This is a genomic window from Micromonospora sp. A3M-1-15, from assembly GCF_024213425.1.
GTDB lineage: Bacteria > Actinomycetota > Actinomycetes > Mycobacteriales > Micromonosporaceae > Micromonospora > Micromonospora chersina.
Map to the genome: position 1 here is coordinate 19,765 of NZ_JANAVK010000005.1, position 25,901 is coordinate 45,665.

Below are 25,901 nucleotides of genomic sequence, written 5' to 3' on the forward strand. Positions count from 1 at the left end.
CTCGCAAAACCGGCTCACTCCTCGCGCTCACTGCCGGTCCTCCAGGTCGCCCTCGCTGGCCAGGTACGTCTCGTGCAGGCGGTCGAGGGTGGCCGGCTCGGGCGCGGCCCACAGCCCCCGGTCGGCGGCCTCCAGCAGCCGCTCGGCGATGCCGCGCAGCGCCCACGGGTTGGACCGCTCCAGGAACTCCCGGGTCTCCGGGTCGAAGAGGTACGCCTCGGCGAGCCGCTCGTACATCCAGTCGTCGACGACCCCGGCGGTGGCGTCGTAGCCGAACAGGTAGTCCACGGTGGCGGCCAGCTCGAAGGCGCCCTTGTAGCCGTGCCGGCGCATGGCGGCGATCCAGCGCGGGTTGACCACCCGGGCGCGGAACACCCGTCGCGTCTCCTCGCCGAGGGTGCGGGTGCGCACGTCGTGCGGCAGGGCCGAGTCGCCCACGTACGCGGCCGGGGAGCCGCCGGTGAGGTGGCGGACCATGGCCACCATCCCGCCGTGGTACTGGAAGTAGTCGTCGGAGTCGACGATGTCGTGCTCGCGGGTGTCCTGGTTCTTCACGGCGACGGCGATGCGGGCGAAGGAGCGTTCCATGTCGGCGCGCGCCTCCCGCCCGTCCAGCCCCGGCCCGTAGGCGTAGCCGCCCCAGACGGCGTACACCTCGGCCAGGTCGGCGTCGGTGCGCCAGTTCCGGGCGTCGATGAGTGGCAGGAGCCCGGCCCCGTACGCCCCGGGTTTGGAGCCGAAGATCCGGGCGGTGGCCCGGCGCGGGTCGCCGTGCTCGGCGACGTCGGCGTCGACGTGCGCCTTCAGGTAGTTGTCGACGGCCGGCTCGTCGAGCGCGGCGACCTGCCGGACGGCGTCGTCGATGAGGGCCACGACGTGCGGGAAGGCGTCCCGGAAGAAGCCGGAGATGCGCACGGTGACGTCGACCCGGGGGCGGCCCAGCTCGGCCAGGGGCAGCACCTCCACGCCGGTGACGCGGCGGGACCGGTCGTCCCACGTGGGACGGACGCCGAGCAGCGCCAGCACCTCGGCGATGTCGTCGCCCTGCGTGCGCATGGCGCTGGTGCCCCAGACGGTGAGCCCGACCGAGCGCGGGTACGTGCCGGTGTCGGCGAGGTGCCGGGCCAGCAGCGAGTCGGCGAGGGCCACCCCGACATCCCAGGCGTTGCGGCTGGGGATGGCCTTCGGGTCGACGGAGTAGAAGTTGCGCCCGGTGGGGAGCACGTTGACCAGCCCGCGGGTGGGCGAGCCGGACGGGCCGGGCGGGACGAACCGGCCGGCGAGCGCGCCGAGCACCCGGTCGATCTCGTCGGTGGTGCGGTCCAGCCGGGGCACCACCTCGCGGGCGGCGAAGCGGAGCACCTCGGTGGCGTCGGGCACCGGAGCGCCGACCACCTCCTCGACGACCGCGCCGGCCTTGGTGTCGTCCCAGCCGAGGGTCTCCATGCCGAGCACGAGCCGGCGGGCCAGGGCCTCGATGAGGTCGACGGCGTCGGCGGCGGTGGCGGCGGGCAAGTCGACGGCCTCGGTGAGCGCCGCCGGCACGGCGATCCGCGCGCCGGGCGCGGCGAGCAGCGCCGCCTCGTCCAGGCCGGCGTGCGCGGCGAGGGCCTGGCGCAGCCCGGGCAGCGCCCGGACCCCGCCCCAGACCTGCGGGGCGCGCAGCACGGCGAGGACCAGGTTGACCCGGGCCTCCCCGGCGGGCGCCTCGGCGAGGATGTGCAGGCCGTCGCGGATCTGCACGTCCTTGACCTCGCAGAGGTAGCCGTCGAGGTGCAGCACGAAGTCGTCGAAGTCGTCCGCGCCGGGCATCTCCGCCTGGTGCAGGTCGTGGTGCAGCTCGGCCGCGCGCACGAGGTCCCAGATCTGCCGCTGCACCGTGGGCGCCTTGGCCGGGTCGAGGGCCTGCACGGTGGCGTACTCGTCGAGGAGCTGTTCGAGCTTCGCCAGATCGCCGTAGGTCTCGGCGCGGGCCATGGGCGGCACCAGGTGGTCGACCACGACGGCGTGGGCGCGGCGCTTGGCCTGGGTGCCCTCGCCGGGGTCGTTGACGATGAACGGGTAGACCAGCGGCAGGTCGCCGAGGACCGCGTCGGGGGCGCAGTCGGCGGCCAGGCCGAGGCCCTTGCCGGGCAGCCATTCGAGGGTGCCGTGCTTGCCGAGGTGGACCACGGCGTCCGCGCCGAAGCCGCCGTCGGCGACCGGCGCGGCCAGCCACCGGTACGCGGCCAGGTAGTGATGGCTGGGCGGCAGGTCCGGGTCGTGGTAGATGGCCACGGGGTTCTCGCCGAAGCCGCGGGGCGGCTGGATGAGCAGCGCCACGTTGCCGAAGCGCAGGCCGGCGAGGACGATGTCGCCGCCGTCGGTGTAGAGCCGGCCGGGCGGCTCGCCCCAGTGCTCCCGCATCCGGTCCCGCAGCGGGACGGGGACGGCGTCGAACCAGCGCCGGTAGGTCTCCCCCGGCACCCGGGCCTCGGCGGCGGCGAGCTGGTCGGGGGTGAGCCACTCGACGTCGTGCCCGCCGGCGGCGATCAGGGCGTGGATCAGCGCGTCCCCGTCGTCCGGCACCGGAGCGTCGCCCAGGTGGTAGCCGGCCTCGGCGAGGGCGGCGAGCAGCCGGACCGCGGAGGCCGGGGTGTCCAGGCCGACCGCGTTGCCGACCCGGGAGTGCCTGGTCGGGTAGGAGCTGAGCACGACGGCCAGCCGCTTGTCGGCGTTCGGCACGTGCCGGAGCCGGGCCTGCCGGACGGCGATGCCGGCGACCCGGGCGGCGCGCTCCGGGTCGGGCTCGTAGACGGAGAGCCCGTCGGCGTCGATCCGCTTGAACGAGAACGGCACGGCGACGATGCGGCCGTCGAACTCGGGGATGGCCACCTGCATGGCGGCGTCCAACGGGGACAGCCCGGCGTCGCTGGCCGCCCACCGGTCGCGGTCGCTCGTGAGGCAGAGCGCCTGGACGATCGGCACGTCCAGGGCGGCGAGCGCGCCGACGTCCCAGGCGTCCTCGTCGCCGCCGCCGGAGGCGTCCGCGGCGACCGCCCCGCCCGCCGCGAGCACCGTCACCACGAGGGCGTCGCAGCGCGCGAAGTCCTCGAGCGGGCCCGCGCCCGGGGTGAGCCCGCGCAGCGAGCCGCAGAACACCGGCAGCGGCTGCCCGCCGGCCGCGGTGACCGCGTCGGCCAGGGTCTCGACGAAGGCGGTGTTCCCGGCCAGGGCGTGCGCCCGGTAGAAGACGATGCCGACCACGGGCCGGCCGTCGGGGGCCGGGTCGGGGCCGAGGATCCCGTGCGGCGGGGTGGGCGCGGGCGGGGCGAAGCCCTCGCCGGTGAGCAGCACCGTGTCGGAGAGGAACCGGGCCAGCTCGGCGAGGTTCTCCGGGCCGCCCTCGACCAGGTAGGCGAGCGCCTCGGCGGCCACCCCGGCGGCCACCGTGGACACCGCCATCAGCTCGGCGTCGGGCAGCGCCTCGCCGCCGAGCACGACCGTGGGCACGCCGGAGTCGAGCACCGCGGCGAGGCCGTCCGGCCACGCCTGCCGGCCGCCGAGCAGGCGTACGACGGCCAGGTCGATGCCGTCGAGCAGCGCGGGCAGGCCGTCGGCGGCGACCCGGGCGGGGTTGGCCAGCCGGTAGTCGGCGCCGCTGGCCCGGGCGGCGAGCAGGTCGGTGTCGGCGGTGGAGAGCAGCAGGATGCGCACGGACGGCTCCGGAGCGTGACGCCCGGCGGCGCGGCGGGGCCGGCGGCGGGCGGGGGCGGGTGCGGGTTCTGCGGGTACGCGGGTCCGGCGGACGGCTCACCGACACACGGTCGGCAGGGGTGCCCGGCCGGGTGCGGAACCCGGCGGGACGATCAGCGGCGGACGGCGCGGGCCCGCCCGGCGCACGGCGCGACGGCCTGCGGGGCGGCGGAGTGTGCGGTCAACGGCGCGTCAGTGCGCGCCGGCCGGATACGACGATCGTCGTCGATGGCGGAAAGGCCGTGCATCGGGGTCCTCCTCGGGTGTCCACGCCCTGGGGTTCTCCGACGGCCGAAGTATCCTGGCTCCCGGATCGACGCTCACCCCCGGCCTTCCAACCGCGCACGCACGGCCGTGACTCACGAGGGGGGATCGCTCCCCGGTGACAGTGGCGGGACCGCGCCGGAATCGCACCGGCTTCCTTCACTGCCGTCAGGCCGCGAATGCTGCCACAGCGGCGCGGCGTGGGTCAACGCCGGGTCCCCCGCCGCCGGGGCGGCCCGGAGCGGCACTCGGTAGCATCGGTCGATCGTGGACCAGGGAGCGGGGAGGAGCCGAGGGTGGCGCTGCGACATCTCGCCGGTCGGGTCTGGTTGTTCCCCGGCGATCCCGACCCGTCCGCGGTCCGCCCGACCGTGGCGGTGGTCGCCGACGACCGCGGAAGTGTGATCGTCGACGCGGGACAGAGCCCCGCCCACGCCCGGGAGGTCCGGGCCGCGCTCGCGGCCGCCGGGCTGCCGGAGCCGCGCTGGCTGGTCTACACCCACCACCACTGGGACCACGTCTGGGGCGCCTGCGCCTGGCCCGGCGTCGAGATCGTCGGGCACGAGAGCGCGGTCGGCCTGCTGCGCGCCGAGGCGGCCCGGCCGTGGAGCCACGACTACCTGGACGAGCAGGTCCGGGCGAACCCCCGGCTCGGCCCCAGCTTCCAGGCCCGGGCCCGGGCGGTCGACTCCTGGGACGGCTTCGCGATCCTGCCACCTACCCGCACCTTCACCGACGAGGTGACGCTGCCCACCGGGGTCCGGGTCCGGCACGTCGGCGGTCGGCACGCCCCGGACTCGTCGGTGGTGCTGGTGGCCGACTCGGGCGTCATGCTGCTCGGCGACTGCTGGTACCCGCCGCCGCTGCACCTGCGGGGGCCGGACGACGGCCCCGACCTGGCCATGGCCCGCGGCCTGCTCGAACACGGCCACCAGTGGTACGTCTCCAGCCACAGCGACCCGCTGACGCTGGCCGAGGCCCACGCGGCCCTGGCCGGCTGACCTGTCCTCGGTCGATGCGGGACCCGGCGGGCGATGCTGCCCGGGTCAGCGGGCGCGGCGCTCCGGGTGGGCCCGGTTCCAGGCCCGCATCCGCTCCGGGTAGCCGGTGCGGGCCGCCTCGTAGAGCGGGACCGCGTGCTTCTGCGCGATCTTCCCGGCGGCCCGGGGCGAGCCGGTGCGGCGCCGGATCCACTCACCGTCGTGGGCGATGGCCACCACGGTGGTGTCGGTGGCGGTGGTCTCCGGTTCCAGGTAGAACTCCACCCCGCGCCGGCTGGTCACGAAGTCCTCCAGCGCGGCCAGGTCGTCCCGGGTGGCCTCCCGGTCGAGCTTCGTCGGGGTCGTCGGGTCGGCGGCCCGTCGGCTGAACCAGCCCATACCCGCCTCCTCTCCTCGGCGTCCCGTCCAGTGCAGCACCCGCACCTGACAACCGGCTGGGAGCCGGGTGGGAGTCCACTGGCGGCCGGCGGGCCGACCGGTCAGCGGGTCCGCGGGCGCAGCACCGGGACCAGGGCGAGGGTGGGCAGCAGCAGGAGCGGCACCACACCGAGGGCGTGCAGGATGCCCAGGTGGTCACCGAGGAAGCCGAGCAGCGGCGGGCCGGCGAGGAAGGCCGTGTAGCCGATCATGGCGACCACGCTGACCCGGGTCGGCGCCCGGTCCTCGTCGTCGGCGGCGGCGCTCATCCCGACCGGGAAGCCGAGCGACGCGCCGACGCCCCACAGCGCCACGCCGACCACGGCGAGCGGCCCGGAGCCGGCCAGCACGGCGCACGTGGCGCCGGTGACGGCAAGCGCGATGGTGCCGAACAGCACCGGCACCCGGCCCCACCGGTCGATCGCCACGGTGCCGGCGGTCCGGCCGAGGGTCATGCCGACCACGAAGACCCCGAAGACGGCGGCGCCGGCCGCCTCGCTGACCCCGTACCCGTCGACGAACGCCACCGCCAGCCAGTCGTTCGCGCTGCCCTCGGTGAACGCCATCACCAGCACGAACAGGCCGATGAGCAGGGTGCGCGGCTCCCGCCAGGTGGCCAGCAGCGCACGCCGGTGGCGAGCCGGGTCGGTCGCGGCGGCCGTCTCGGCCGGCGCGGGCAGGAAGGCGCGGACGCCGAGCAGCGTGCCGGCCAGGACCACCGCCGCGATCACGGGCAGGTGCCAGCCGACCGGCACGCCGAGCCGGGCCGCACCCGCGCCCAGGCCGGCCCCGGCGACCGAGCCGAGGCTCCAGGCGGCGTGGAACCGGGGCATGATCGTCCGGCCGAGCCGCTTCTCCACGGCCGCGCCCTCGACGTTCATCGCCACGTCGCAGGTGCCGGAGCCGTAGCCCACGGCGAAGAGCCCGACCACGACGCCGACCAGCGAGCCACCCAGGCTGGCCGACAGGCCGGCGGTCGTCAGGCCGAGCGCGACAAGCACGGTCGAGCCGGCCACGGTGCGGGCCGGGCCGAGCCGCAGGCTGACCAGTCCGGCGGTGGACATGGCCACCAGCGCGCCGGCCGACATGGCCAGCAGCAGCAGGCCGAGCCGCCCGGCGCTGAGCCCGAGCGCCTCGCGGATGGCGGGCACCCGGGAGAACCAGGTGGCCACGGCCAGCCCGTTGAGGGCGAACACGAGTGCCACGCCGTTGCGGGCGGCCAGGACCGCCCGCGGGGTCACGGCGCGGGCCTCGGCCGGCGCGTCGATGGTGCTGCTCACCGTGGTGTGGTCCTCTCCGCGAAGTCGTCCGACGACCATCGCACACCTGAGAGCGCTACCACCACAAACGCTCCCACCCCTTACCCCGGCCGGCCCTGACCGGGCATGATGCCGACAGAACGGCCACCACGGGGAGGACCAGACATGGAGACGCCGACCAGCCGCCCGGCGACCCTCGACGACGTCGCGCGGGCGGCCGGTGTCTCTCGGGCCACCGCGTCCCGGGTGCTCGGCGGCTACGGGTTCGCCTCGGTGGACGCCCGCGAACGGGTGGGCGCCGCCGCCGACCGGCTCGGCTATGTGCCGAACGTCACGGCCCGCGCGCTGGTCCGGGGCGCCGGGGTACGCCTCGTCGTGGCGGTCTCCGGCACCGGCGCCGGCGTGCTGGACGACCCGTACGTGGACCGGCTGGTGAGCGCGGCGGCCCGGGTGTGCGCCCCGCACGGGGTCGGGGTGGCCCTGGAGTGGCTGCCGCTGGACGCCCCGGCCGGGCTGCGCCGGCTCGGCGACGACCGGAGCGTCTGCGGGGTGCTGCTGGTCAACACCACGGCGCGGGTGCTCGACGCGGTGCCCGCCGGGCTGCGCGGGCGGGTCGTCTCGATCGGCACCGGCTCGCCGGCCGTACCGTCCTTCGACGTCGACAACGCCGGCGGCGCCGACGCGGTGCTGCGCCACCTGCACGCCGGGGGCCGTCGCCGGATCGCCATGGTCACCGGCCCGCGCTGGCTGAGCTGCGCCGAGCGGTCGGTGACCGCGTACCAGGGGTTGATGCGGGCGGCCGGGCTGCCGGTGCGGCTGGTGACCGGCGACTTCACGGCCGAGCGGGGCGGCCGGGCGGCGCTGGAGGCGCTGACCCGCTGGCCGGACACCGACGCGATCTACGCGGCCAGCGACGCCACCGCGCTGGGCGTGATCGCGGCGCTGCGCGGGCGCGGGATCGGGGTGCCGCACGACGTGGCGGTGGGCGGCTTCGACGACATCCCGTACGCGGCCGTGAGCAGCCCGGCGCTGACCACGGCCACCCATCCGGTGGCCCGGATCGCCACCGCGGCGGCGACTGCGGTGCTGGACGGCCGTCCGGTGCCGCCGGTGACCGCGTTCCCCTCGACGCTGGTGGCGCGCGAGAGCGCCTGACCGGCGCGGCCGAGCGCCGGCGGAAGGCGGGCGCGGGCGGGCACGGCCGGCGGTCGAACTCGCGCCGGCGGCCGGGCGGTTGAGCGGCCCGCAGCCGGGTATCCGCCGCCCGACCCGACCGACGACAGGGGGGGCGAGGTGACCGAGCCCGCGCCGCCGCACCGGCAGCCCGAGGAGGGGTACCGGCACGGCCGGCTGACCGCCCGCCCCACCGCCGTGGCCGCGCCCGGTCCGGCCGGGCCGGCCGAGGTGCCCGATCCGGCGGGCGGACCGCCCGCGCTGCGCCACGTGCCGGCCGGCGGCACGGGACCGTACCGGCTGGTGCTGCTGCTGCACGGCGCGGGCGGCTCGGCCCGGCAGGGCCTCGACCTGCTGCTGCCGCTGGCCGACGCGCACCGGCTGCTGCTGGTCGCCCCGCAGGCCGTGGCGAGCACCTGGGACCTGATCGCCGAGGGGTACGGCCCGGACGTGGCCCGGATCGACGCGCTGCTGGCCGCGACGCTCGGCGCGTACCCGGTGGCCGGGGTCACGGTCGGCGGCTTCTCCGACGGGGCCTCGTACGCCCTCTCCCTGGGCCTGACCAACGGCGACCTGGTCGACGCGGTGCTGGCCTTCTCCCCCGGTTTCGCCGCGCCGCTGGTCACCCACGGCCGGCCCCGGCTGTTCGTCTCGCACGGCACCGACGACCGGGTGCTGCCGGTCGACGTGTGCAGCCGGCGGCTGGTGCCCCGCCTGCACACCCTCGGCTACCCGGCCGAGTACGCCGAGTTCGCCGGCGGGCACGAGGTGCCGGCGGAGATCCGGCGGCGGGCGGTGGACTGGCTGGTGGGCTGAGCCGGTTCAGTCCTCCGGCCCGGCGACCGCCGCGTCGACCCGGGTGAGCACTGTCGCGTCGTCGTCGCCCCGCACGCCGCGCAGCAGGTCGATGGCGGTGGCCCGGACCTGCCCGATGATCATGGCGAGCGGCAGGGTCTGCCCGGGGGTGAAGAGCCGCCCGGCCACCCGGACCGCGGCCAGCGCGGCGACGTCGGCCCGCTCGGCGTGCGCGTCGGCGACGGCGTCCTGCCCGGTCAGGTCGGCGGCGAGCGCGTCGCCGGCCGAGCGCACCGCCTCGGCGAGGGTCCGCACGGCGCCGCCCAGCTCGGCGGGGACCGGCGCGGGGCCCCGGGTCAGGGTGACCGCCGCGCGGGCGAGCACCCGGACGTTGCGGACCGCGTAGTCGATCTGCCGGATGGAGCCCTCCACCGAGCGCAGCCGGCCCAGGTGCCGGCGGCGGCGTACGTTGAGCCGCAGCGCCTCGCCGGCGGCCTGCACCGCGCCGCGCAGCCGCTCCACTCCGGCGTCGGCGTGCCGGGCCCGTTCGAGGGCGGCCAGCGCCGCCGCGTCGTCGGCCCGGTCGAGGGCCTCGGCGATCTCGCCGAGCACCCCGGCCAGCTCCTCGAAGGTGTGCCGGAACTCGTCGACCAGCGGGGCGAGCGGCCGGCGGGCGTCGACGAGCTGGCTGGCCACCACGGCCACCGCGCCGCCGATCAGCGCGTCGACGAACCGGAACGGGACCAGCGACTCGGTCGGCGGGGAGACCACCACCAGGTAGAGCGCGGAGACGGCGGCCTGCACCACGGTCACCGAACTGGCGCCGATCGCCACCGCCAGCGCGACGGTGAGCAGGATGACGGTGAGCACCGTCCAGGTGGTCCGCGGGCCGAGCGCCTGCACCACCAGGTCGGCGACGAGCACGCCGGCCGCGACGCCGAGCACCACCTCGACGGCCCGGCGCATCCGCTGGCCGCGGGCCTGGCCGAGCACGATCAGCGCGGCGGCCGGGGCGAAGAACGGCTGCGGGTGGCCGACCAGCCGGGTGGCGAGGATCCAGGCGACGGTGGCGGCCAGGGTGGCCTCCACCACCGGCAGCCAGCCGCGCCGCAGCCGCCCGGCCGCCTCCCGTACGGCTGCTCCGGGTCGCGGCGTGGCGTCAGACACGCCGAGCCGGAGTAGCCGACTGCCCCACCCCGCCATCGCCCCGCCTCCCTGTTCCGCCGTCCTCATCCTGCGGCCCGGCACGCCGGTCGGCAGCGGCGGGCGCCACCTTCGCACCGGTGGCGGTGGTCACGGCCGATCAGGTCCCGGTGAACGCCCGCAGCAGAGCACGCACCCCGGCCCGGAGGTCCTCCCGGCTGGCCGGCGTTCCGGGCGGCGGCGCGCTGAGCGCCCCGGCGCCGACCAGACGGTCGAAGAGCAGCCCGTCGACGAAGGCGACGAACTGGTCGCCCTGCCGGCGCGGGTCCGGCGCCCCGGCGCGGGCCAGCAGGTCCCGGGCCTGGACGCGGAGCACGGTGCCGTGGTCCAGGATCCGGCGCAGCTCGGGCCGGTGCACGGCCTCCAGCAGGCAGGCGTACCGGGCGAGGGACCGGGTGCGTCCGGTGGTCAGCCAGCGGTCGAGCACCTCGGCCACCCCGGCGGCGAGCTGGTCGAGCCCCTCCGACCCGAGCGCCGGTGCGGCCCGGGACGGCTCGGCGGGCGCCTCGGTGGGCAGCTCGTGGGCCGCCAGGTCGGCGCGGTCGAGGTCGGCCAGGCGCTGGACCACGGCCTCGATCAGCGCCTGCCGGGTCCGCAGGTACGCCGAGGTGGTGCCGGGCGGCATGGCGGCGCGCGCGTCGACGGCGCGGTGGGTCAGGGCCCGCATGCCGCCCTCGGCCAGCAGCTCCACGGCCGCGTCGGCCAGCCGGGCCACCCGGGCCGCCCGTCCGCTCACTGTCGTCCTCCTCGCCCACGTTCTACGGATGTAGTATGAACTTCTACAGGCGTAGAAAGGTGGTCGGCATGGGCGAGCCGCACGCGATCGTGGTGGGTGCCGGCATCGGCGGGCTCGCGGCGGCCCTGGCCCTGCACCGCCGGCACTGGCGGGTCACGGTGCTGGAACGCGCCGCCGAGCCGCGCGAGCTGGGCGCCGGCCTGACCCTGATGGCGAACGCGCTGCGCGGGCTCGACGCCCTCGGTGTGGGCGACGCGGTCCGCCGGCACGGCACGCCGGACTCGCCGGGCGGGCTGCGGACCAGCGACGGCCGGTGGCTGTCCCGGATCGAGGGGGCCGAGCTGGAACGGGCGCTCGGCACGGCCGCGCTCGGCATCCACCGGACCGCGCTGCACCGGCTGCTCCGCGCCGCCCTGCCGGCCTCGGCCCTGGTCACCGGCGCCGAGGTGGTCGACGTGGACGCCGACCTCCCCGCGGTGACCTACCGGCGGGACGGCGCGCCGGCCACGTTGCGGGCGGACCTGGTGGTCGGCGCCGACGGGCTGCGCAGCGTGCTGCGCCGGCAGCTCTGGCCGCACCTGCCGGCGCCGGCGTACTCCGGCTCCACGGCCTGGCGGGCGGCGATCCGGTGGACCGCGCCGGTGTCCATGGCCGTCACCTGGGGGCCGGGCCGGGAGTTCGGCACCGTCCCGCTCGGCGACGGCGGGCTCTACTGGTACGCGGCGGAGACCACCCCGCCGGGCGGGCGCGAGCCGGACGAGTTGGCGGCCGTCCGGGCCCGCTTCGGCGGCTGGCACGAGCCGATCCCCGCGCTCCTGGCGGCCACCCCGCCCGAGGCGGTGCTCCGCACCGACCTGTTCCACCTGGCCACCCCGCTGCCGTCGTACGTGCGGGGCCGGGTGACGCTGCTCGGCGACGCGGCGCACGCCATGACCCCGCACCTGGGGCAGGGCGCGGGGCAGGCCATCGAGGACGCCGTCGTGCTCGGCGCCGCCTGCGCCGGCGGGCCGGGCGACCTGGCCGGCGCGCTGGCCGGGTACGACCGGCAGCGGCGACCCCGCAGCCAGGCCGTCGCCCGGGCCTCCGCCCGCACCGCCCGGTTCGGCCAGCAGCTCCGCCACCCGGCGGCGGTCGCCCTGCGCGACGGCCTGCTGCGGCTGACCCCGTCCCGGGCGGCGCTGCGCGGCATGGCCCGGTACGCCGACTGGCAGCCGCCCCGGGGCTGAGCGGAAATGCGCGGCACACAAACTTTCAGAATATCGACCTCGTGCGTTTTCCGGGCTCGCCCGAATGGGAGAAGGGGCCGGTAAGATCGGCGACAAGCGTGTGACTGATCGCTGACTGCTGGACGTGATGGCGATCACACACACTGTGCCCATGAATACGAGACTCCGCCGCAGCCGGGCATTCCGCCTCGCGGTGTGTCTCGCCCTGGTGGCGGCACTGAGCGGCTGCATGCAACTGAACCTGGGGCTCACCGTGGACACCGACGACACGGTCACCGGCCAACTCCTGCTCACCGCCGAGAAGTCCGTGCTCAAGCGCCGGAACCCCGACGTCGCGGCGGCCTTCGCCGAGCTGCGGCAGAACATCCCCACCCTCCCCGCCGGCGCCGAGACCCGGTACGAGGATGCCAACTACTACGGCATTCAGGTCGCGTACCGGAAAACGCCCCTCTCGCAATTCACCAGCGAGAGTGTGAATCTTTCCCGGGACGGCGATCTCTACCGCTTCTCGCTCCCGCTCGATCCGAAGAAATACGGCGGAAAGGTCGCCGAACAGGATCCGCGGAACCAGCAGGCTTTCATGACCTTGATGTCGTTCGAGATCTCGGTGACGTTTCCCGGCCGGGTCCTGGACACCAACGGCACGATCAACGGCCGGTCGGTGAGCTGGAAGGTGGTCGCCAACCAGCCGAAGCCGGCCGAACTGCGGGCCGTCGCCGAGGCCCCGGCGCAACCCTCCGCCTCCGTCACCCCGGCCGCCGCGGCCGCCGGCGGCGGGTTCCCCTGGCTGCTGGTGGTCGGCGGCGTGGTCGTGCTGCTGCTGGTCGCCGTGGTCGTCGTCCTCCTGCTCCGCCGCCCCCGCGGCCCGGCCGCCGCCGCACCCGCCACCCCCACCCCCGCGCCCACTCCCCCGGCCGACCGGCCGGCCTGAGCGGGCACGACGCCGCCACCCGGGCGGCACCCGGAGCCGCAGCAGCCGGGGCCGCCGTACCACCCCACCCCGACCGCACCACCGCACCGTCGAAAAGGGGGGATCGCCGTGAACGATCTCTTCACCTGGGCCGCCCTGGGCAGCCTGACCGGCGCCAGCGCCGCCACCCTGCTCGCCACCAACGTCATCGGCGGCCTGATCGGCCCGAGCGGCGACAAGGCGCGCAAGTGGCTCGCGCTGGGCTTCGCGCTCGCCCTGTCGTACCTGACCGCCGCCTTCGCCACCGACGCCGGCCCGGAAAAGTGGATCATCGCGTTCTTCAACGGGCTGGTCATCTTCTCCGCCGCCCTCGGCATCAACCAACTGCCCCCGGGCAACCGGCAGGCGACGAACGCGTCGCCGACCCAGCTCGCGCAGGGCCGCGAGCCCCGCTACATCCGCTCCTGGGTCTGAGAGAGGTGACCCCCATGATCCTCGGCATCATCAGCGCCGCCGTCCACATCGTCCTCGGCGCCGTGCTCGGCGGGGCCGCCGGCGGCACCATCGGCCTGCTCGTGGGTGCGGTCGTCGGGCTGCTCGTCGGCGCCCCGTTCGGCTGGGCGGTCGCGTCCGCCGGCACCTACGCCGCCGACGCGAAGGGCATCTTCCTCTTCGTGGTCGACCACACCTGGAGCCTGCTCAACACCGTCGCGGGCGCGCTCTACCTGGCCCTGCACCTGGTCTTCGGGCACCAGCTCGACCGGGTGGTCTCCCAGGGCAGCGGGCGGGTCAACGTGGTCGAGGGCGTCTCGCCCCGCTACGCCACCACCATCGGCACCGTCTGCGCCGGGTCCAGCACCGGCATCCAGCGGCACGAGGACGTGCACATCCTCCAGGCGCGCCTGCTCGGCCCGCTCTACCTGCCGCTGGTCGCGCTCAACTACGTGCTGTTCACCATCGCCCCGGTGTGGCTGCTCTGGCACGACCACAGCAACGCGCCGATCAACCGGTTCACCCGCTACTTCGAGATCGGCGTCTACCCGCACGTCTGGAACGAGGCCATCGCGTACCGGATCCAGGGGACCCCGCCGCGATGACCGGCGCGATCGAGGCGGCCGTCGCGGACCTCGCGGCCTGGCTGACCGGGGCGGCGGGTCACCCCGTCCCGGTGGGCCCGCCCCGCGACGACCCCGACGGCGGCCTCACCGTCTGGCCCCTCGAACTGCGGCCGGCCCGGCAGACCGCGGGCAGCGGCGGGGCGCGCGAACCGTACCGGTTCGTGGTCCGGCTGCTGGTCAGCGGCAGCGGGCCGGCGGCGCTGCCGGCGCTCGACCGGGTCCTCGCCGCCGCCACCACCGCCGGCCAGCCCGAGGTGGTGCTGGCCGCCGGGGACCCGGCGCTCTGGCGGGCCCTCGGCGTGGCGCCCCGGCCCGCGCTGCTGCTCGACGTGCCGGCGCGGATCGACCGTCCGGCGTCCTCGGCGCCGCCGGTGCGGCAGCCGCTGCGGCTGCGGCAGCTCGCCATGCGCACCCTCGACGGCCGGGTGGTCGGGCCGGAGCGGCAGCCGCTCGCCGCCATGCGGGTCGAGCTGGTCGGCACCGCACAGGCCACCGAGACCGACGCCGGCGGCCGGTTCCGGCTGGTCGGCGTCCCGCACGACCCCGAAGCCCCGGACCGGCCGGTGCGGATCCGGCTGGTCGGCCGGGGCCGCACCCACACCGCCGACCTGGACCCCGCCGACCCCGACCCCGTCGTCGTCTGCGCCCCGGACTGACTCCTCAGGAGGACCGATGCCCACCTACTTCTCCCCCGGCATCTACGTCGAGGAGGTGCCCAGCGGCGCCCGCCCCATCGGCCCGGTCGGCACGAGCACCGCCGCGTTCGTCGGGCTCACCCCGAACCGCACCGCCCACGTCGGCCAGGCCGTCGCCGTGAACAGCTGGTCGGAGTTCCTCCGGCTCTACGCCGACGGCGAGAACCTGGAAAGCACTCCCCTCGCGCGGGCGGTCTTCGGCTTCCTCGACAACGGCGGCACCCGCTGCTGGGTGGTAAACGTCGGCGAGGGCGGCCAGCTCACCGGCACCGGCGGGAAGCGCAGCGGCCTGCAACTGCTGGAGGCCATCGACGAGATCTCCATCCTGGCCGCGCCCGGCTACCACGACCCGGTCTCGCACGAGGCGCTCATCAGCACGGCCGAGCGGCTGCGCACCATGGTCGCCATCTGCGACCCGCCGCCCGAGGTGGAGGACATCTCCCGGCTCACCCGGGTCGCCACACCGCCCCGGTCGTCCGGCAAACCCGCCGAGGGTACGCCGAAGCCCGACGACGACCCACCCGGCGGTGACCGGCCCCGGCAGTCGGACTTCGCCACCTACTACTTCCCCTGGATCCGGGTGCGCGACCCGCTCAGCGGCGATCTGGTGCTCACCCCGCCGAGCGGGCACGTGGCCGGCATCTGGGCCCGCACCGACGCCCTGCGCGGGGTGCACAAGGCGCCGGCCAACGAGCCCGTACGCGGCGCCGTCGACCTGGCGTACCGGGTCACCCGGCCGGAGCACGACGTGCTCAACCCCAAGGGCGTCAACGTGATCCGGTTCTTCGCCGGCGAGGGCATCCGCCTCTGGGGCGCCCGTACGCTCGCCGCCGAGGCCAGCGAATGGCGCTACCTGAACGTACGGCGGCTCTCCATCGCCATCGAGCAGGCCATCGCGGGCGGCACCCGGTGGATGGTGTTCGAGCCCAACGACTACACCCTGTGGCGCTCGATCCGGCGGGACATCGGCGCGTTCCTCACCCGGGTGTGGCGGGACGGCGCGCTCCTCGGCCGCACGCCCGAGGAGGCGTTCTTCGTCAAGTGCGACGAGGAGACCAACCCGGCCGACGTGCGCGACGCCGGGATGGTGGTGGCGCACATCGGCATCGCGGTGGTCAAGCCCGCGGAGTTCGTGGTGTTCAAGCTGAGCCAGTGGGCCGGCGGCACCGAGACCGAGACGATCGGAGGCTGACATGCCCACCACGGCCACCCCGCAGCCGGGCGCGCCCGTCGACCCCTACCGGGCGTACCACTTCAAGCTGCTCATCAACGGCATCACCAACGGGCACTTCACCGAGGTCAGCGGCTTCGAGGTGGCCATCCCGGCGCTGGCGTACCGGGAGGCCGGCAACGAGCGGATCCGGGCGGTCCCCGGCCAGGTCGAGTACGCCCCGGTCACCCTCCACTTCGGCCTCACCTCGTCCCGCGAGCTGTGGGACTGGGTGAACGCGGCCGCGAAGGGCACTGTGAACCGGCGCAACGTCTCGGTGGTGCTGCTCGACCCAGCCGGCACCGCCGAGGTGCTGCGCTGGAACATGATCAACGCGTGGCCGACGCGGTGGCGGGGCGCCCACCTGAACACCCTGTCCCAGGAGATCGCCATCGAGGCGCTGACCCTGGCGTACGAGGGGCTGGAGCTGGAGTCCGGCAGTGCCGCCGCCCCGACGACCGCGTGACCGGCTGGCCCGCCTGCTCCGGGCCACCGCCGACCGCCTCGCCACCGCGCCCACCGCCGCACCCTCCGGCGGCCGGCCCGACGAGCCCGCACCCCGCCGCGCCGGCGAACCCCCCGAGCACTGGCTCCGCCTGGTAGCCGCCCACGCCCCCGGCCTCCTCCACGACCTCCCCCACCCCACCCCCACCCTCCCTGTCGATCAAGAAGTTCGCGTCGGATCCGACGCCTCCGCCGACGCGAACCTCTTGATCGACGAGGAGGGGGCGGGGAGACGTGGCGGGGACGCGGGGGGCCGGGGCACGCGGGGGTTGCCGTTGCGGCCGGCGGTTCCGGGCGTGGTCGGGCGGGGTGGTGGCGCGGCCGGGTTCTTCCGGAGGAGCGGAGAGGGAAGGGTCTTCGGGGCGCGTTGGGGTCTTCGTCGGCGGGGCGGGCGGGCCGGGACGGCCGGCCCGGGCGGGCGCGCCGGCTTCGGCACGTCCGGTGCCGGCTCGGCCTGGTATCAGTCCGATCCGGGTGACGGGGCTACCGGCGGCGCACCGTGGGCGGGTGACGGGATCGCGGAACGCTCGCCCTGGTCGCGGGACGGGATCGCGGAACGCTCGCCCTGGTCGCGGGACGGGATCGCGGGCCGCTCGCCGTGGGCGGGTGACGAGGCCCCCGGTCGCGCGTCGGCCGGCGAATGGATCCGGCGGGCGGTCTCCTCGGCGGACGGGATCGGCGGGCGCGCTTCCTTCTCGGGCGACGATGCGGGCCGGCACGGATCCACCGGGCGCGGCGAGCCGGGCCGACGCTGGCCGCTCGACATCGGATGGGGACCGGGCCGATCCGAGTCCGCAGGGCGCGGAACCTTCCCCGACCTGCGGGATGCGCCGTCGGTCAGCGATGCCGGCCACGGTGGGTCGTGGGGCGATGGCCTCGCACCGGCCGGGTGGTCGTTCCAGGCCGCCGGAACGCAGCGGTCGCGAGGTGGGCGCGCCGCAACCGGTGCTTCCGCCGAGTCGTCGTCCGGCCGGACCGACACCCGGGCGGGATCGACGCTTGGCCGGACCGACACCCGGGCAAGATCGACGCTTGGCCGGACCGACGCGCCGGCGGGATCGGCGTCCGCCCGGAACGGCGCCCGACGGGGGCCCGCCCTGGCGGGATCGTCGGCCGGCGCCTTGTCGGGATCGGCGTCGGGTGGGGCCGGTGCCCGGCCTGGAAGCGACCGGTCGGGGTGGGACGTCGCCGCGGACAGCGAGTCGGGAACCGCCGGCCGGGCGACCCGGGTGCCTTCGTCGTCGGACGCAGGCGCACCCGCATCCGCCGTCCCGCTCGCCGGCCATGCCACCGGCCGCACGCGGAACGGACGGCCCGGCGACGCACCGGGGGCCGGCACCGGCGGGACGACCACGGCCGGTGGCCGGGACCTTCGGGTGCGTCTGTTGTCGCTGGGACGACAACTGGCGCACCCGAATCCGATCGCCCCCGCGGCGCGGACCGGAAACGGCCGGGATGGCTGGCCGGCTTCGGACCGTCCAGGCTGGATCGGAGCAGTGGCCGGGCCGTGGCCCGCGTTGCCGGCCGAGGCCGGCGAGCAGGCCGGCGAGCAGGCCGGCGAGCAGGCCGGTGACCGGGCCGGTGACTGGGCCGTCGACAGCGCCCGCCACGAGGCCGGCGGCGCGCCGAGGCGGGATCCGTGGCCGGCGCTGCCCGACGACCGGAGGCTGTGGGCGCCGGTGGTCACGGCGGGCGACGCCGACCGGCTGGCCCGGCTCGACCGCGAACAGGCGGGTGACTGATGGAACGGGTCGCCTTCCTCGTGGACGAGTCCGGCACCCGGGTGGACTGCCTGCTCAACCCGGAGACCGTGCAGGTCACCCGGCTGGCCGGGGTACGCCCCCGGGGCGCACCGGACGGGCAGCTCACCGGGGCCGGTCTCGCCGACGACCCGCTGGTCTTCACCGGCGGCGGGCGTACCGAACTGGTGTTGGACCTGCTCTTCGACACCGACTTCGTGGAGTCGCCGGCACGCCCCGAGGACGTCCGCGCGCTCACCCGTCCGCTGTGGATGCTGGCCGAGAACTCCGCCGTCGAGCACGGCTGGCTCCGGCCCCCGCTGGTCCGGCTGGTCTGGGGCAAGACCTGGAACGTGCCGGGCGTCATCGTCGCGATCGCGGAACGCTTCGACGCGTTCACCCTCACCGGCACCCCGCGCCGCTCCTGGCTGCGGCTCAAGCTGGTCCGCGTGGCCGAGACCGCCGAGGCGGCGCAGGCGGGCTTCGAGGAGGAACTGGCCGCGGCGAGCACGCCGACCGTGCCGCCCGGGTCGGCGGTGGTCGCCGCCGCGGACGGGGCGGCCGAGCCGGGCTGGTCCGGGGTCCGCTTCGACCTGCTCGCGCACGACGCGCTCGGTTCGCCGCTGCGCTGGCGGCTGCTCGCCGAGCACAACCGGATCAGCGACCCGCTCACCGTGCCGGCCGGCACCGCCCTGGCCGTGCCCACCACCACGACCGCCCCGTCGCCTCCGAGCGGCCCGAGCGGGACGGGAGGTGCGCCGTGATCCGAGCCGGCGCCACGACGGCCGGCGGCACCCCGACCGGGACGGGAGGTGCGCCGTGATCCGGGCCGCCGCCGTGACGATCGACGGCGCACCGCTGACCGACCCCCGACGGCTGCGTGGCGTCCGGGTCGCCGCCCGCCTCGACCAGCCGACCCAGTGCGAGCTCACCCTGGCCACGGCTCCGGGCACCGCCGCCCTGGACCCCCCGGTACGCCCCGGCGCCGCCCTCGACCTGCGCCTGGAGGGCCAGCCCGACGCGCTGTTCACCGGGGAGGTGACCGCCGTCGAGGTGGAGTACGCCGGCGACGGCGCGGCGCTGCTGCGCATGCGGGCGTACGACCCGTTGCACCGGCTGCGCAAGCGGCAGGAGCTGCGGGTGTTCGAGTCGGTGACGGCCGCCGAGCTGGCCGGGGTGCTCTGCGCCGACCTGGGGCTCACCGTCGACGCGGACACCGACGGGCCGCGACTGGACCGGCTGCTCCAGCACCGGCACACCGACCTGGAGCTGCTCCACGAGGTGGCCGGCCGGGCCGGCCTGCACCTGACGGTGGAGGGCGACCGGCTGCGCCTGCTGACCCTCGACGGTCACGGCGACCCGGTCCCGCTCACCCTCGGCGGGAACGTGCACGCGCTGCGGATCGCGGAGAACCTGGACCGGGCCGGCGGGGGCTGCGCCGTGCTGGGCTGGCACCCGCAGCGCGCCGAGCCGCTGCGCCAGGAGGCCGGCGAGGCCCGCTCGGGGCGGCGCATCCCGCTGTGCCCGGACCCGGGCGGGGTGGGCGCGGACGGGGTGCGCACGGCCGTCGACCAGCCGGGCCGCAGCGACGACGAGCTGGCCGCCCTGGCCCAGGCCGGTGTGGACGCCCGGGTCGCGGCGCTGGTCACGGCGGAGGGCACGGCCGAGGGTGATCCGGCGCTGCGCCCGGGCCGGCGGATCGCGCTGGCCGGCGTGCCCGACCCGGTCGCCGGGGTGTACGTGCTCACCGAGGTGGTGCACACGCTCGACGCGAACGGGCACCTGACGCGCTTCTCCACGGTCCCGCCCGCGCCGCCGCCCGCCGCGCCCGTGGCGGCCACGGTCACGCTCGGCACGGTCACCGACGTGGACGACCCGGACGGGCTGGGCCGGGCCCGGGTGACGCTGCCCGCGTACGGGGACCTGGACGCCGGCTGGCTCGCCGTGCTGTGCCCGGGCGCGGGTCGGGGCAAGGGCATCGTGGCGCTGCCCGACCCGGAGGACACCGTGCTGGTGGCGCTGCCCGGCGGCGAGCCGGCCTCGGGCGTGGTGCTCGGCTCGCTGTTCGGCGCGGTCGAGCCGTACGACGCGGGGATCGTGTCGGGGCGGTCCCGCCGCTGGTCGATGCGGACCGGCACCGGCCAGTCGATCGTCATCGACGACGACGGGCGCGCCCTGCGGCTGGCCACCGACGGCGGCAGCTTCGTGGAGCTACGTCCCGAGCTGACCACTGTGCACGCGGCCGGCGACCTGGTGCTCTCGGCGCCGGGCCGGGCCATGGTGGTGCGCGCCCGCACCGTCGACTTCCTGCACGCGGAGGCGGCCGAGGACGCCGAGACCGCCGCCGCCCAGGCCCGTACCCTCGCCCGCGCCCACGGAGGTGGCTGATGCGCTGGATCCACCGCGACTCGCTGATCACCTGCGACCACGACGGCCGGGTGGCCAACCGCCCCTCGCAGCGGTGGGTGACCGTGCGGGGCGTGCCGGTGCTTGTCGAGGCCGACCCGGAGGGGCGGGACGTCACCGCGTGCCCCAACTACGGACCGACCATCAAGCCCTGCGCGAAGACGCTGCGGGTGACCGTCGGCTACAGCGCCTGGCTGCGGGTGGACGGCCACCGGGTGGTGCTGTCGAACCTGGACGGGCTGACCGACGGCACCCCGCCCGGGCTGGTCCACCACACCGTCCGCGACCCGCGGCAGACCTTCCTGGGGGCGGACGCATGAGGGCCTTCCGTTTCGTGGGCGCCGGCTTCGACGCGGGTCGCGCCGGCGGTCTCGCGCTGACCGCCGCCGGCGGCCTGGCCATGACCGAGGGCGACGAGACCGTACGCCAGGCGCTGTTCCTGCTGTTGTCGACCACGCCGGGCGAGCGGCTGATGCGCCCCGGGTACGGCTCCCGGCTGCACCGGCTGGTCTTCGCGCCCAACGACGACACCACGGCCGGCCTGGCCATCCACTACGTCCGGCAGGCGATCCGGCGCTGGGAGCCCCGGGTCGAGGTGCTCGACGTGGACGCCGGGCCGGACCCCGACGACCCGTGGCGGCTGGTGATCCGGCTGGACTACCGGGTGCGGGCCAGCCTCTCCCCCGGCCAGTTGGTCTTCTCCGTCGACCTGCTTCCCGTCGACGACGAACCCGGCGAGGAGGCGACCACATGACGCTGCCGGTGCCGCACCTGGACGACCGCGCCTTCCTCGACCTGGTCACCGAGGCGCGGGAACGCATCCGCCGGTCCTGCCCGGACTGGACGGACCTCTCCGCGCACGACCCGGGGATGGCGCTGCTGGAGGCGTTCGCCTACCTCACCGAGGTGATGATCTACCGGCTGAACCAGTTGCCGGAGAAGGCGTACGTGGCCTTCCTCAACCTGCTCGGGGTGACCCGGCACCCGCCGGCCGCCGCCTGGGCGGACGTCCGCTTCACCCGGACCGGCCCGGACCGGGGCGCGGTCCGCGTCCCGGCCGGCACCCGGGTCGCCGCCGCCCGCGGCGCGGACCCCCGGCCGGTCGTCTTCGTGACCACCGAACCGGCCGTGCTGCCCGCCGGCGAGACCGAGGTGACGGTACGCGTGCACCACTGCGAGCCGGTCGAGGCGGAGCTGCTGGGCACCGGCACCGGACAGGCCGGGCAGGTGTTCCGGGTGGCCCGGGCGCCGCTGGCCCGGACCACCGAGGCGCTGGACCTGCTGCTCGGCGTGGAGGTGCCGACCGGGTCCGTGGAGCTGGGCGCGGCGGCGCGGGAGCACGAGGGCCGCACGTACGAGATCTGGCGGCCGGTGGACAGCTTCGCCGGCGTCGGCCCGCAGGCCAAGGTCTACCTGGTCGACCGGGCCTCCGGGGTGGTCACCTTCGCCCCCGCGCTGGACCTGCGGCCGGCGGACGGGGCCGGGCCGGGTGTCGAGGGGGCGCCCGGCCCGGTCGCGGCGGTGCCGCCGGCCGGCCGGCAGGTCCGGCTCTGGTACCGGTGCGGCGGCGGGCCGGCCGGGAACGTGGCGGCCGGGACGCTGACCAGCCTGCGCGACCCGCTGCCCGGGCTGAGGGTGGACAACCCGGCGCCGGCCGCCGGCGGCCGGGACCTGGAGTCGCTGGAGTCGGCCCTGGCGCGCGGGCCGTACGAGTTCTTCGCCCAGCAGCGCGCGGTGACCGCCCGGGACTACGAGATCCTCGCCGCCGGCTCCGGTGCGGTGGCCCGGGCCCGGGCGTTCACCCGCGCGGCGGTCTACAGCTTCGCCCGCCCCGGGGAGGTCGAGGTGGTGCTGGTGCCGTACGTCCCGGAGCAGACCCGCCCCGGCGGCCGGCTGCCGGTGGCGGTGCTGCGGGAGCACGAGGTCGAGGAGGCCCGCCGCCGGGTGGAGGCCGACCTGGAGCGGCGCCGGGCGCTCGGCACGGCGGTGCGGGCCGGCTGGGCGCGCTACAAGGCGGTGTCCGTCCGGGCCCGGGTGGTGGTCCGCCGCGAGGAGGACGTGGACGCGGTCCGCCGGCGCATCCACGACCGGCTGCACCAGACGCTGAGCCCGCTGCCCACCCCGCTCAACCCGGCCGGCTGGGCGTTCGGCGAGCCGCTGCGCGCCTCCAACGTGTACCGGCTGCTGGAGCACGCCGAGCCGGGCGTGCGCTACGTCGAGTCGGTCCGTTTCGTGGTCGACGAGGCGCCGGACGCCCAGGTGCGGGCCGTGGCCGTCGACCAGTACCAGCCGGGCACCTGGTACGCCGGGCGCGGCCCGGTGCTGTTCCGCTCCACGAACGCCGGGGCGGGCTGGGAGCCGGCCGGCCGGTTCGACGGCGAGAGCGTGGTCCGGGTGGTGCCCGCCCCCGCCCCGGTCCGCCCCGGCGTGGTGCCCCGGGCCGGTTCGGTGGCCGTGGTGACCACGCGCGACGCCGGCGGCTCCCGGGTCCGGCTGAGCACCGACCTGGGCGAGACCTGGACGCTGCTCACCGACCTGGACTCCGGCGTCCGCGACCTGGCCTGGATCGACCGGGACGGCGCCGGGGCGCTGCTGCTGGCCACCGACGCCGGCCTGTACGAGGTGTCCCTGCTGCCCGGCGCCGTGCCGTTGCAGATCCTGGTCGACCCGGCCGACGCCGACCGCGGCTTCTACGCGGTCCGGTCGTTCGTCTCCGAACGCGGCGCGCCCGGCGTGGCGGTGGCGGCACAGGCCGGCTTCGGTGTCTACCTGTCCACCGCGGCCGGCCGCCCCGGCAGCTTCGCCCACGTGGGGCTGGCCAACGTGGACAACCGGGTGCTCGCCGTGCAGTACGACGGCCCGGCCACCCTGCTGTGGAGCGGCGCCGGCGAGCCGGACCCGAAGAAGCCCGGGCAGGGCTGCCACCGCACCCGGCTGTTCGAGTCCGACGTGAAGTGGCAGTCGATGGCGAGCGGCTGGATCGGCGGCACCTGCCGGGACCTGGCGTTCAGCGGCACCCTGGCGCTGGCCGCCACCCAGAGCGGCGGCGTGGTCCGACTGGACACCCTGGCCGCGCAGCCGCAGTGGCAGCCCGTGTCGGTCAACTGCGGGCTGCCGCTGCGCGACCGGACCCGGTTCGTCCCGGTCGACGCGATCGCCGCCACCGTGCCCACCGGCGCCGGCGGGGCCGGCCGACTGATCCTGGCCGGCGGCGAGCGCGGGGTGTACCGCAGCGGCGACGCGGAGGACTGGACGGCCAGCGCCAACCAGGCCACCGCCGACGTGGTCACCGTCCCCGGCACCTGGCTGCTCTGCTCCGGCGAGCACGACATCGAGGTGGTGCGGCAGGATGCGCCGAGCGGCGATTGAGCGGCTGCTGCCGGCCGCGTACCAGCGGGCCGCCGGCCCGGGCAGCGTGCTGGGCGCGCTGCTGGACGTGATGGAGGCGCTGCACGCCCCGGACGAGGCGGTGCTCGCCGACGTGGACGCGCTGTTCGCGCCGTACCGGACGCCGGACGGGTTCGTGGCCTACCTGACCCGGTGGGTGGCCATGGACCACGTGGTCGCCGCGCCCCGCGCGGACGCGCCGCTCCCGCTGCCGCTGGGCCGGCTGCGCGACCTGGTGGCCCACGGCGCGCTGCTGGCCCGGTGGCGGGGCACCCCGTACGGGATGCGCACCGCCCTGGAGCTGGCCACCGGGGTGACCGGGTTCGTGCTGGACGAGCCGGCCGACCGGCCGTTCCACGTGGTGGTCCGGGTGCCGCCGGCCGCCGCCGACCGGCTCGCCCTCGTCACCCGCATCGTCGAGGCGGAGAAGCCCGCCGCGGTCACCGTCGAGGTGACCACCGACCCGGCCGCCGACCCCGCCCCGGAGCCGCCCGGAGACGGCGCCGGCGGCCAGCAGCCGACCGACACCGGCGACCCGGAGCCGACCGATGCCCCCGTCGCCGACCAGCAGCCGCCCGGCACCGAGCCACCCGATGCCGGCCCCGGCGACCAGGAGGGCGCGGCCACCGGGGTGGCGTCCGTCCGGGCGGTCGGCCGGGCGCACGTGCCGTCCCCCGCACCACCGGACCAGCCGTCAGAGGAGCCGTCATGACCACCGAATGGACCGTCGTCGCCGCCGCCGAGCAGTTCACCCTGGACGCGCGCAACTGCGGCGAGCTGACCTTCACCGTCTCCAACCCGGGCGAGGCGCCGGACACCGTGGTCTTCGACGTGGCGCCCGGCGAGGGCACCCAGCGCGGCTGGTTCACCGTGGCCGAGCCGCAGCGGGTGGTGCCCGGGCAGGGCTCGGTGTCGTTCCTGGTGCGGCTCGCCGTGCCGCCCGGCACGCCGCCCCGGCGCTACGACCTGACCGGGTTCGCGTACTCGGCGAACACCGCGCCGGAGGAGAGTTCCCGGTCCAGCGGCCGGGTGACGTACGACGTGCGGGCGGTCGTAGCCCCGAAGCGGGCGCCGTGGCCGTGGCTCGCGGCCGCGGCGGCGCTGCTGCTGGTGGTGGCCGGGACGGTGGTCTGGCTGGTGACCCGGGGTGGGGATCCGGCGCCCCCGCCCCGGGCCGAGGTGGTGACCGTGGAGGCGGAGAGCCTGGTCGGCGGCGCGGCGGTGCAGTCCACCACGGCGGCGCGGGCGCAGGTGGTGTCCCAGGCGAACTGCTGCGAGGTGGTCTGGTCCGGGGACGCCCAGCTCTTCTTCCTGGGCCGGGCCGTGGGTGACCGGGTGACCGTCTCCGTGGACCTGCCCGCGGACGGCACCTGGCGGCTGTCCGCCGTGCGCACCACCTCGTTCGACTACGCCAACACCATCTGGCTGGTCGACGGCCGGCAGGTCGGCGACACCTTCTTCGGTTTCACCCCGACGGTGGTGCGCACCGACTTCGGGGACGTGGGCACCGTGGAGCTGGCCCGGGGGCCGCACAAGCTGACCCTGGTGGCGGTGAGCAAGACGCAGGGCACCGACCGGTACTTCGCCGGGGTCGACCAGATCCGGTTCACCCAGCTCCTCCAGCCGTGAGCGGGCGGCAGAAGGTGCTGCTGGCGGCCCTGGCCGGGCTGCTGGTGGTGCTCTACGTGGTGGCGGTGGGCGGCGGCCGGCACGACCGGGGCGACCCGGCCGCGGGGCCGGGCTGGCTGGCCCGGTTCGGCGGGGACGCCGGCGCGGTGAACCCGGCGACGGTGACCGTGGCGTGCGTGCCGCCGGCCAACGAGCCGAGCCCGTCCGCCGAGGGCGTGGTGGTGGCCTTCGGCACCGCCTGCCGGCTCCGGGTGGCCGATCCGGGCGGCCTGCGCAGCCTGGTGCTGCGCAGCGCGGCGCCGTTCGTGGTGACCGCCCCGGCGCCGGGGGACGCCGACGTCACGGTCACCGACGAGGTGACACCCGGCGAGGACGGCACGGCGGTGGCGAAGGTGGCGGTCGACGGCGAGACCGAGGTCGTCCTGCGGTGCCCGGGAGGTGGCGGATGCGCGGTCACCGTCGCCCGGTCCTGAGCGGACACGGGCCCGGCCGGC

Annotated in this window: 24 protein-coding genes and 1 riboswitch; of the genes, 19 read left to right on the forward strand and 5 right to left on the reverse strand. The window is 76.5% G+C overall.

Annotation, left to right across the window (positions count from 1 at the left end):
- Positions 1-27: 27 nt before the first annotated feature.
- Entirely contained in the window at positions 28-3,696 is a 3,669-nt protein-coding gene (cobN, locus tag NLX85_RS24285) for a cobaltochelatase subunit CobN (protein WP_254338856.1), read from the reverse strand.
- A gap of 333 nt (positions 3,697-4,029) precedes the next feature.
- Positions 4,030-4,159: riboswitch (cobalamin riboswitch) on the reverse strand.
- A gap of 136 nt (positions 4,160-4,295) precedes the next feature.
- Here cobN and NLX85_RS24290 point away from each other — a divergent pair.
- Positions 4,296-5,000: an MBL fold metallo-hydrolase gene (locus tag NLX85_RS24290; RefSeq protein ID WP_254338858.1), complete on the forward strand. Its 705-nt coding sequence runs from the start codon at positions 4,296-4,298 to the stop codon at positions 4,998-5,000.
- 45 nt (positions 5,001-5,045) lie between these two features.
- On the opposite strand, the gene NLX85_RS24295 is transcribed toward NLX85_RS24290, so the two are convergent.
- Together NLX85_RS24295 and NLX85_RS24300 are read right to left on the reverse strand one after the other, a co-directional pair.
- Positions 5,046-5,378: a hypothetical protein gene (locus tag NLX85_RS24295; RefSeq protein ID WP_254338860.1), complete on the reverse strand. Its 333-nt coding sequence runs from the start codon at positions 5,376-5,378 to the stop codon at positions 5,046-5,048.
- A gap of 101 nt (positions 5,379-5,479) precedes the next feature.
- Complete coding sequence (locus NLX85_RS24300) at positions 5,480-6,736, reverse strand: MFS transporter (RefSeq protein WP_374628324.1); 1,257 nt, start codon at positions 6,734-6,736, stop codon at positions 5,480-5,482.
- A 105-nt stretch (positions 6,737-6,841) separates the two neighbouring features.
- Here NLX85_RS24300 and NLX85_RS24305 point away from each other — a divergent pair, with 105 nt between their 5' ends.
- Both NLX85_RS24305 and NLX85_RS24310 read left to right on the forward strand, forming a co-directional pair.
- The gene (locus tag NLX85_RS24305; protein ID WP_254338864.1) at positions 6,842-7,831 is read left to right on the forward strand and encodes a LacI family DNA-binding transcriptional regulator; all 990 of its coding nucleotides are present in this window, start codon (positions 6,842-6,844) and stop codon (positions 7,829-7,831) included.
- Between the two features lie 138 nt (positions 7,832-7,969).
- Positions 7,970-8,665 carry an alpha/beta hydrolase gene (locus tag NLX85_RS24310; RefSeq protein ID WP_254338866.1) on the forward strand — a complete coding sequence of 232 codons (696 nt, stop codon included), beginning with the start codon at positions 7,970-7,972 and terminating at the stop codon, positions 8,663-8,665.
- Positions 8,666-8,671: 6 nt separating this feature from the next.
- Here the strand turns inward: NLX85_RS24310 and NLX85_RS24315 are convergent, their stop codons facing one another.
- Positions 8,672-9,811 (reverse strand): aromatic acid exporter family protein, encoded by a 1,140-nt coding sequence (locus NLX85_RS24315; protein ID WP_254338868.1) that lies wholly within the window; start codon positions 9,809-9,811, stop codon positions 8,672-8,674.
- 136 nt (positions 9,812-9,947) lie between these two features.
- A complete protein-coding gene (locus NLX85_RS24320; RefSeq protein ID WP_254338869.1) occupies positions 9,948-10,583 on the reverse strand; it encodes a TetR/AcrR family transcriptional regulator in 636 nt (211 codons plus the stop codon).
- Positions 10,584-10,651: 68 nt separating this feature from the next.
- On the opposite strand from NLX85_RS24320, the gene NLX85_RS24325 reads away from it, so the two are divergent.
- The 16 genes from NLX85_RS24325 to NLX85_RS24400 all read left to right on the forward strand — a co-directional run bounded on the left by NLX85_RS24325 (position 10,652) and on the right by NLX85_RS24400 (position 25,880).
- Positions 10,652-11,809: an FAD-dependent oxidoreductase gene (locus NLX85_RS24325; protein ID WP_254338871.1), complete on the forward strand. Its 1,158-nt coding sequence runs from the start codon at positions 10,652-10,654 to the stop codon at positions 11,807-11,809.
- A gap of 151 nt (positions 11,810-11,960) precedes the next feature.
- Complete coding sequence (locus NLX85_RS24330; RefSeq protein ID WP_254338873.1) at positions 11,961-12,740, forward strand: DUF3153 domain-containing protein; 780 nt, start codon at positions 11,961-11,963, stop codon at positions 12,738-12,740.
- Between the two features lie 108 nt (positions 12,741-12,848).
- Complete coding sequence (locus NLX85_RS24335; protein WP_254338875.1) at positions 12,849-13,193, forward strand: hypothetical protein; 345 nt, start codon at positions 12,849-12,851, stop codon at positions 13,191-13,193.
- 14 nt (positions 13,194-13,207) lie between these two features.
- Positions 13,208-13,816, forward strand: a complete 609-nt coding sequence (locus NLX85_RS24340) for a glycine zipper family protein (protein WP_254338877.1) — start codon at positions 13,208-13,210, stop codon at positions 13,814-13,816.
- Positions 13,813-14,493, forward strand: a complete 681-nt coding sequence (locus tag NLX85_RS24345; RefSeq protein ID WP_254338879.1) for a carboxypeptidase-like regulatory domain-containing protein — start codon at positions 13,813-13,815, stop codon at positions 14,491-14,493. Before NLX85_RS24340 ends, NLX85_RS24345 begins: the two co-directional genes overlap by 4 nt.
- A gap of 16 nt (positions 14,494-14,509) precedes the next feature.
- A complete protein-coding gene (locus NLX85_RS24350) occupies positions 14,510-15,724 on the forward strand; it encodes a phage tail sheath subtilisin-like domain-containing protein (protein ID WP_254338881.1) in 1,215 nt (404 codons plus the stop codon).
- 1 nt (position 15,725) lies between these two features.
- Positions 15,726-16,208: a phage tail protein gene (locus NLX85_RS24355; RefSeq protein ID WP_091305749.1), complete on the forward strand. Its 483-nt coding sequence runs from the start codon at positions 15,726-15,728 to the stop codon at positions 16,206-16,208.
- Positions 16,209-17,742: 1,534 nt separating this feature from the next.
- Positions 17,743-17,988 (forward strand): hypothetical protein, encoded by a 246-nt coding sequence (locus tag NLX85_RS24360; protein WP_254338883.1) that lies wholly within the window; start codon positions 17,743-17,745, stop codon positions 17,986-17,988.
- Positions 17,988-18,749 (forward strand): hypothetical protein, encoded by a 762-nt coding sequence (locus tag NLX85_RS24365; protein ID WP_254338885.1) that lies wholly within the window; start codon positions 17,988-17,990, stop codon positions 18,747-18,749. The genes NLX85_RS24360 and NLX85_RS24365 overlap by 1 nt, the downstream gene beginning before the upstream one ends.
- Positions 18,750-18,804: 55 nt before the next feature.
- On the forward strand, positions 18,805-20,373 hold the full coding sequence (locus NLX85_RS24370; RefSeq protein ID WP_254338887.1) for a phage baseplate assembly protein V: 1,569 nt from the start codon (positions 18,805-18,807) through the stop codon (positions 20,371-20,373).
- Complete coding sequence (locus NLX85_RS24375; protein ID WP_254338889.1) at positions 20,373-20,711, forward strand: hypothetical protein; 339 nt, start codon at positions 20,373-20,375, stop codon at positions 20,709-20,711. Before NLX85_RS24370 ends, NLX85_RS24375 begins: the two co-directional genes overlap by 1 nt.
- The gene (locus NLX85_RS24380; RefSeq protein WP_254338891.1) at positions 20,708-21,145 is read left to right on the forward strand and encodes a GPW/gp25 family protein; all 438 of its coding nucleotides are present in this window, start codon (positions 20,708-20,710) and stop codon (positions 21,143-21,145) included. The genes NLX85_RS24375 and NLX85_RS24380 overlap by 4 nt, the downstream gene beginning before the upstream one ends.
- Positions 21,142-23,760 (forward strand): putative baseplate assembly protein, encoded by a 2,619-nt coding sequence (locus NLX85_RS24385; RefSeq protein WP_254338893.1) that lies wholly within the window; start codon positions 21,142-21,144, stop codon positions 23,758-23,760. The genes NLX85_RS24380 and NLX85_RS24385 overlap by 4 nt, the downstream gene beginning before the upstream one ends.
- Positions 23,741-24,490: a phage tail protein gene (locus tag NLX85_RS24390; RefSeq protein WP_254338895.1), complete on the forward strand. Its 750-nt coding sequence runs from the start codon at positions 23,741-23,743 to the stop codon at positions 24,488-24,490. Before NLX85_RS24385 ends, NLX85_RS24390 begins: the two co-directional genes overlap by 20 nt.
- On the forward strand, positions 24,487-25,407 hold the full coding sequence (locus NLX85_RS24395; RefSeq protein WP_254338897.1) for a hypothetical protein: 921 nt from the start codon (positions 24,487-24,489) through the stop codon (positions 25,405-25,407). Before NLX85_RS24390 ends, NLX85_RS24395 begins: the two co-directional genes overlap by 4 nt.
- On the forward strand, positions 25,404-25,880 hold the full coding sequence (locus NLX85_RS24400) for a hypothetical protein (RefSeq protein ID WP_254338899.1): 477 nt from the start codon (positions 25,404-25,406) through the stop codon (positions 25,878-25,880). Before NLX85_RS24395 ends, NLX85_RS24400 begins: the two co-directional genes overlap by 4 nt.
- The last annotated feature ends 21 nt before the right edge of the window (positions 25,881-25,901 follow it).

What these genes read in the sequence shown, in the direction of transcription:
- NLX85_RS24305 (WP_254338864.1), top strand. Translation starts at nt 6,842, where the DNA reads ATGGAGACGCCGACCAGCCGCCCGGCGACCCTCGACGACGTCGCGCGG.
- NLX85_RS24345 (WP_254338879.1), top strand. Translation starts at nt 13,813, where the DNA reads ATGACCGGCGCGATCGAGGCGGCCGTCGCGGACCTCGCGGCCTGGCTG.
- NLX85_RS24325 (WP_254338871.1), top strand. Translation starts at nt 10,652, where the DNA reads ATGGGCGAGCCGCACGCGATCGTGGTGGGTGCCGGCATCGGCGGGCTC.
- NLX85_RS24295 (WP_254338860.1), bottom strand. Translation starts at nt 5,378, where the DNA reads ATGGGCTGGTTCAGCCGACGGGCCGCCGACCCGACGACCCCGACGAAG.
- NLX85_RS24395 (WP_254338897.1), top strand. Translation starts at nt 24,487, where the DNA reads ATGACCACCGAATGGACCGTCGTCGCCGCCGCCGAGCAGTTCACCCTG.
- NLX85_RS24375 (WP_254338889.1), top strand. Translation starts at nt 20,373, where the DNA reads ATGCGCTGGATCCACCGCGACTCGCTGATCACCTGCGACCACGACGGC.
- NLX85_RS24355 (WP_091305749.1), top strand. Translation starts at nt 15,726, where the DNA reads ATGCCCACCACGGCCACCCCGCAGCCGGGCGCGCCCGTCGACCCCTAC.
- NLX85_RS24380 (WP_254338891.1), top strand. Translation starts at nt 20,708, where the DNA reads ATGAGGGCCTTCCGTTTCGTGGGCGCCGGCTTCGACGCGGGTCGCGCC.
- NLX85_RS24390 (WP_254338895.1), top strand. Translation starts at nt 23,741, where the DNA reads ATGCGCCGAGCGGCGATTGAGCGGCTGCTGCCGGCCGCGTACCAGCGG.
- NLX85_RS24300 (WP_374628324.1), bottom strand. Translation starts at nt 6,736, where the DNA reads ATGGTCGTCGGACGACTTCGCGGAGAGGACCACACCACGGTGAGCAGC.
- NLX85_RS24350 (WP_254338881.1), top strand. Translation starts at nt 14,510, where the DNA reads ATGCCCACCTACTTCTCCCCCGGCATCTACGTCGAGGAGGTGCCCAGC.
- NLX85_RS24385 (WP_254338893.1), top strand. Translation starts at nt 21,142, where the DNA reads ATGACGCTGCCGGTGCCGCACCTGGACGACCGCGCCTTCCTCGACCTG.
- NLX85_RS24330 (WP_254338873.1), top strand. Translation starts at nt 11,961, where the DNA reads ATGAATACGAGACTCCGCCGCAGCCGGGCATTCCGCCTCGCGGTGTGT.
- NLX85_RS24340 (WP_254338877.1), top strand. Translation starts at nt 13,208, where the DNA reads ATGATCCTCGGCATCATCAGCGCCGCCGTCCACATCGTCCTCGGCGCC.
- NLX85_RS24365 (WP_254338885.1), top strand. Translation starts at nt 17,988, where the DNA reads ATGGAACGGGTCGCCTTCCTCGTGGACGAGTCCGGCACCCGGGTGGAC.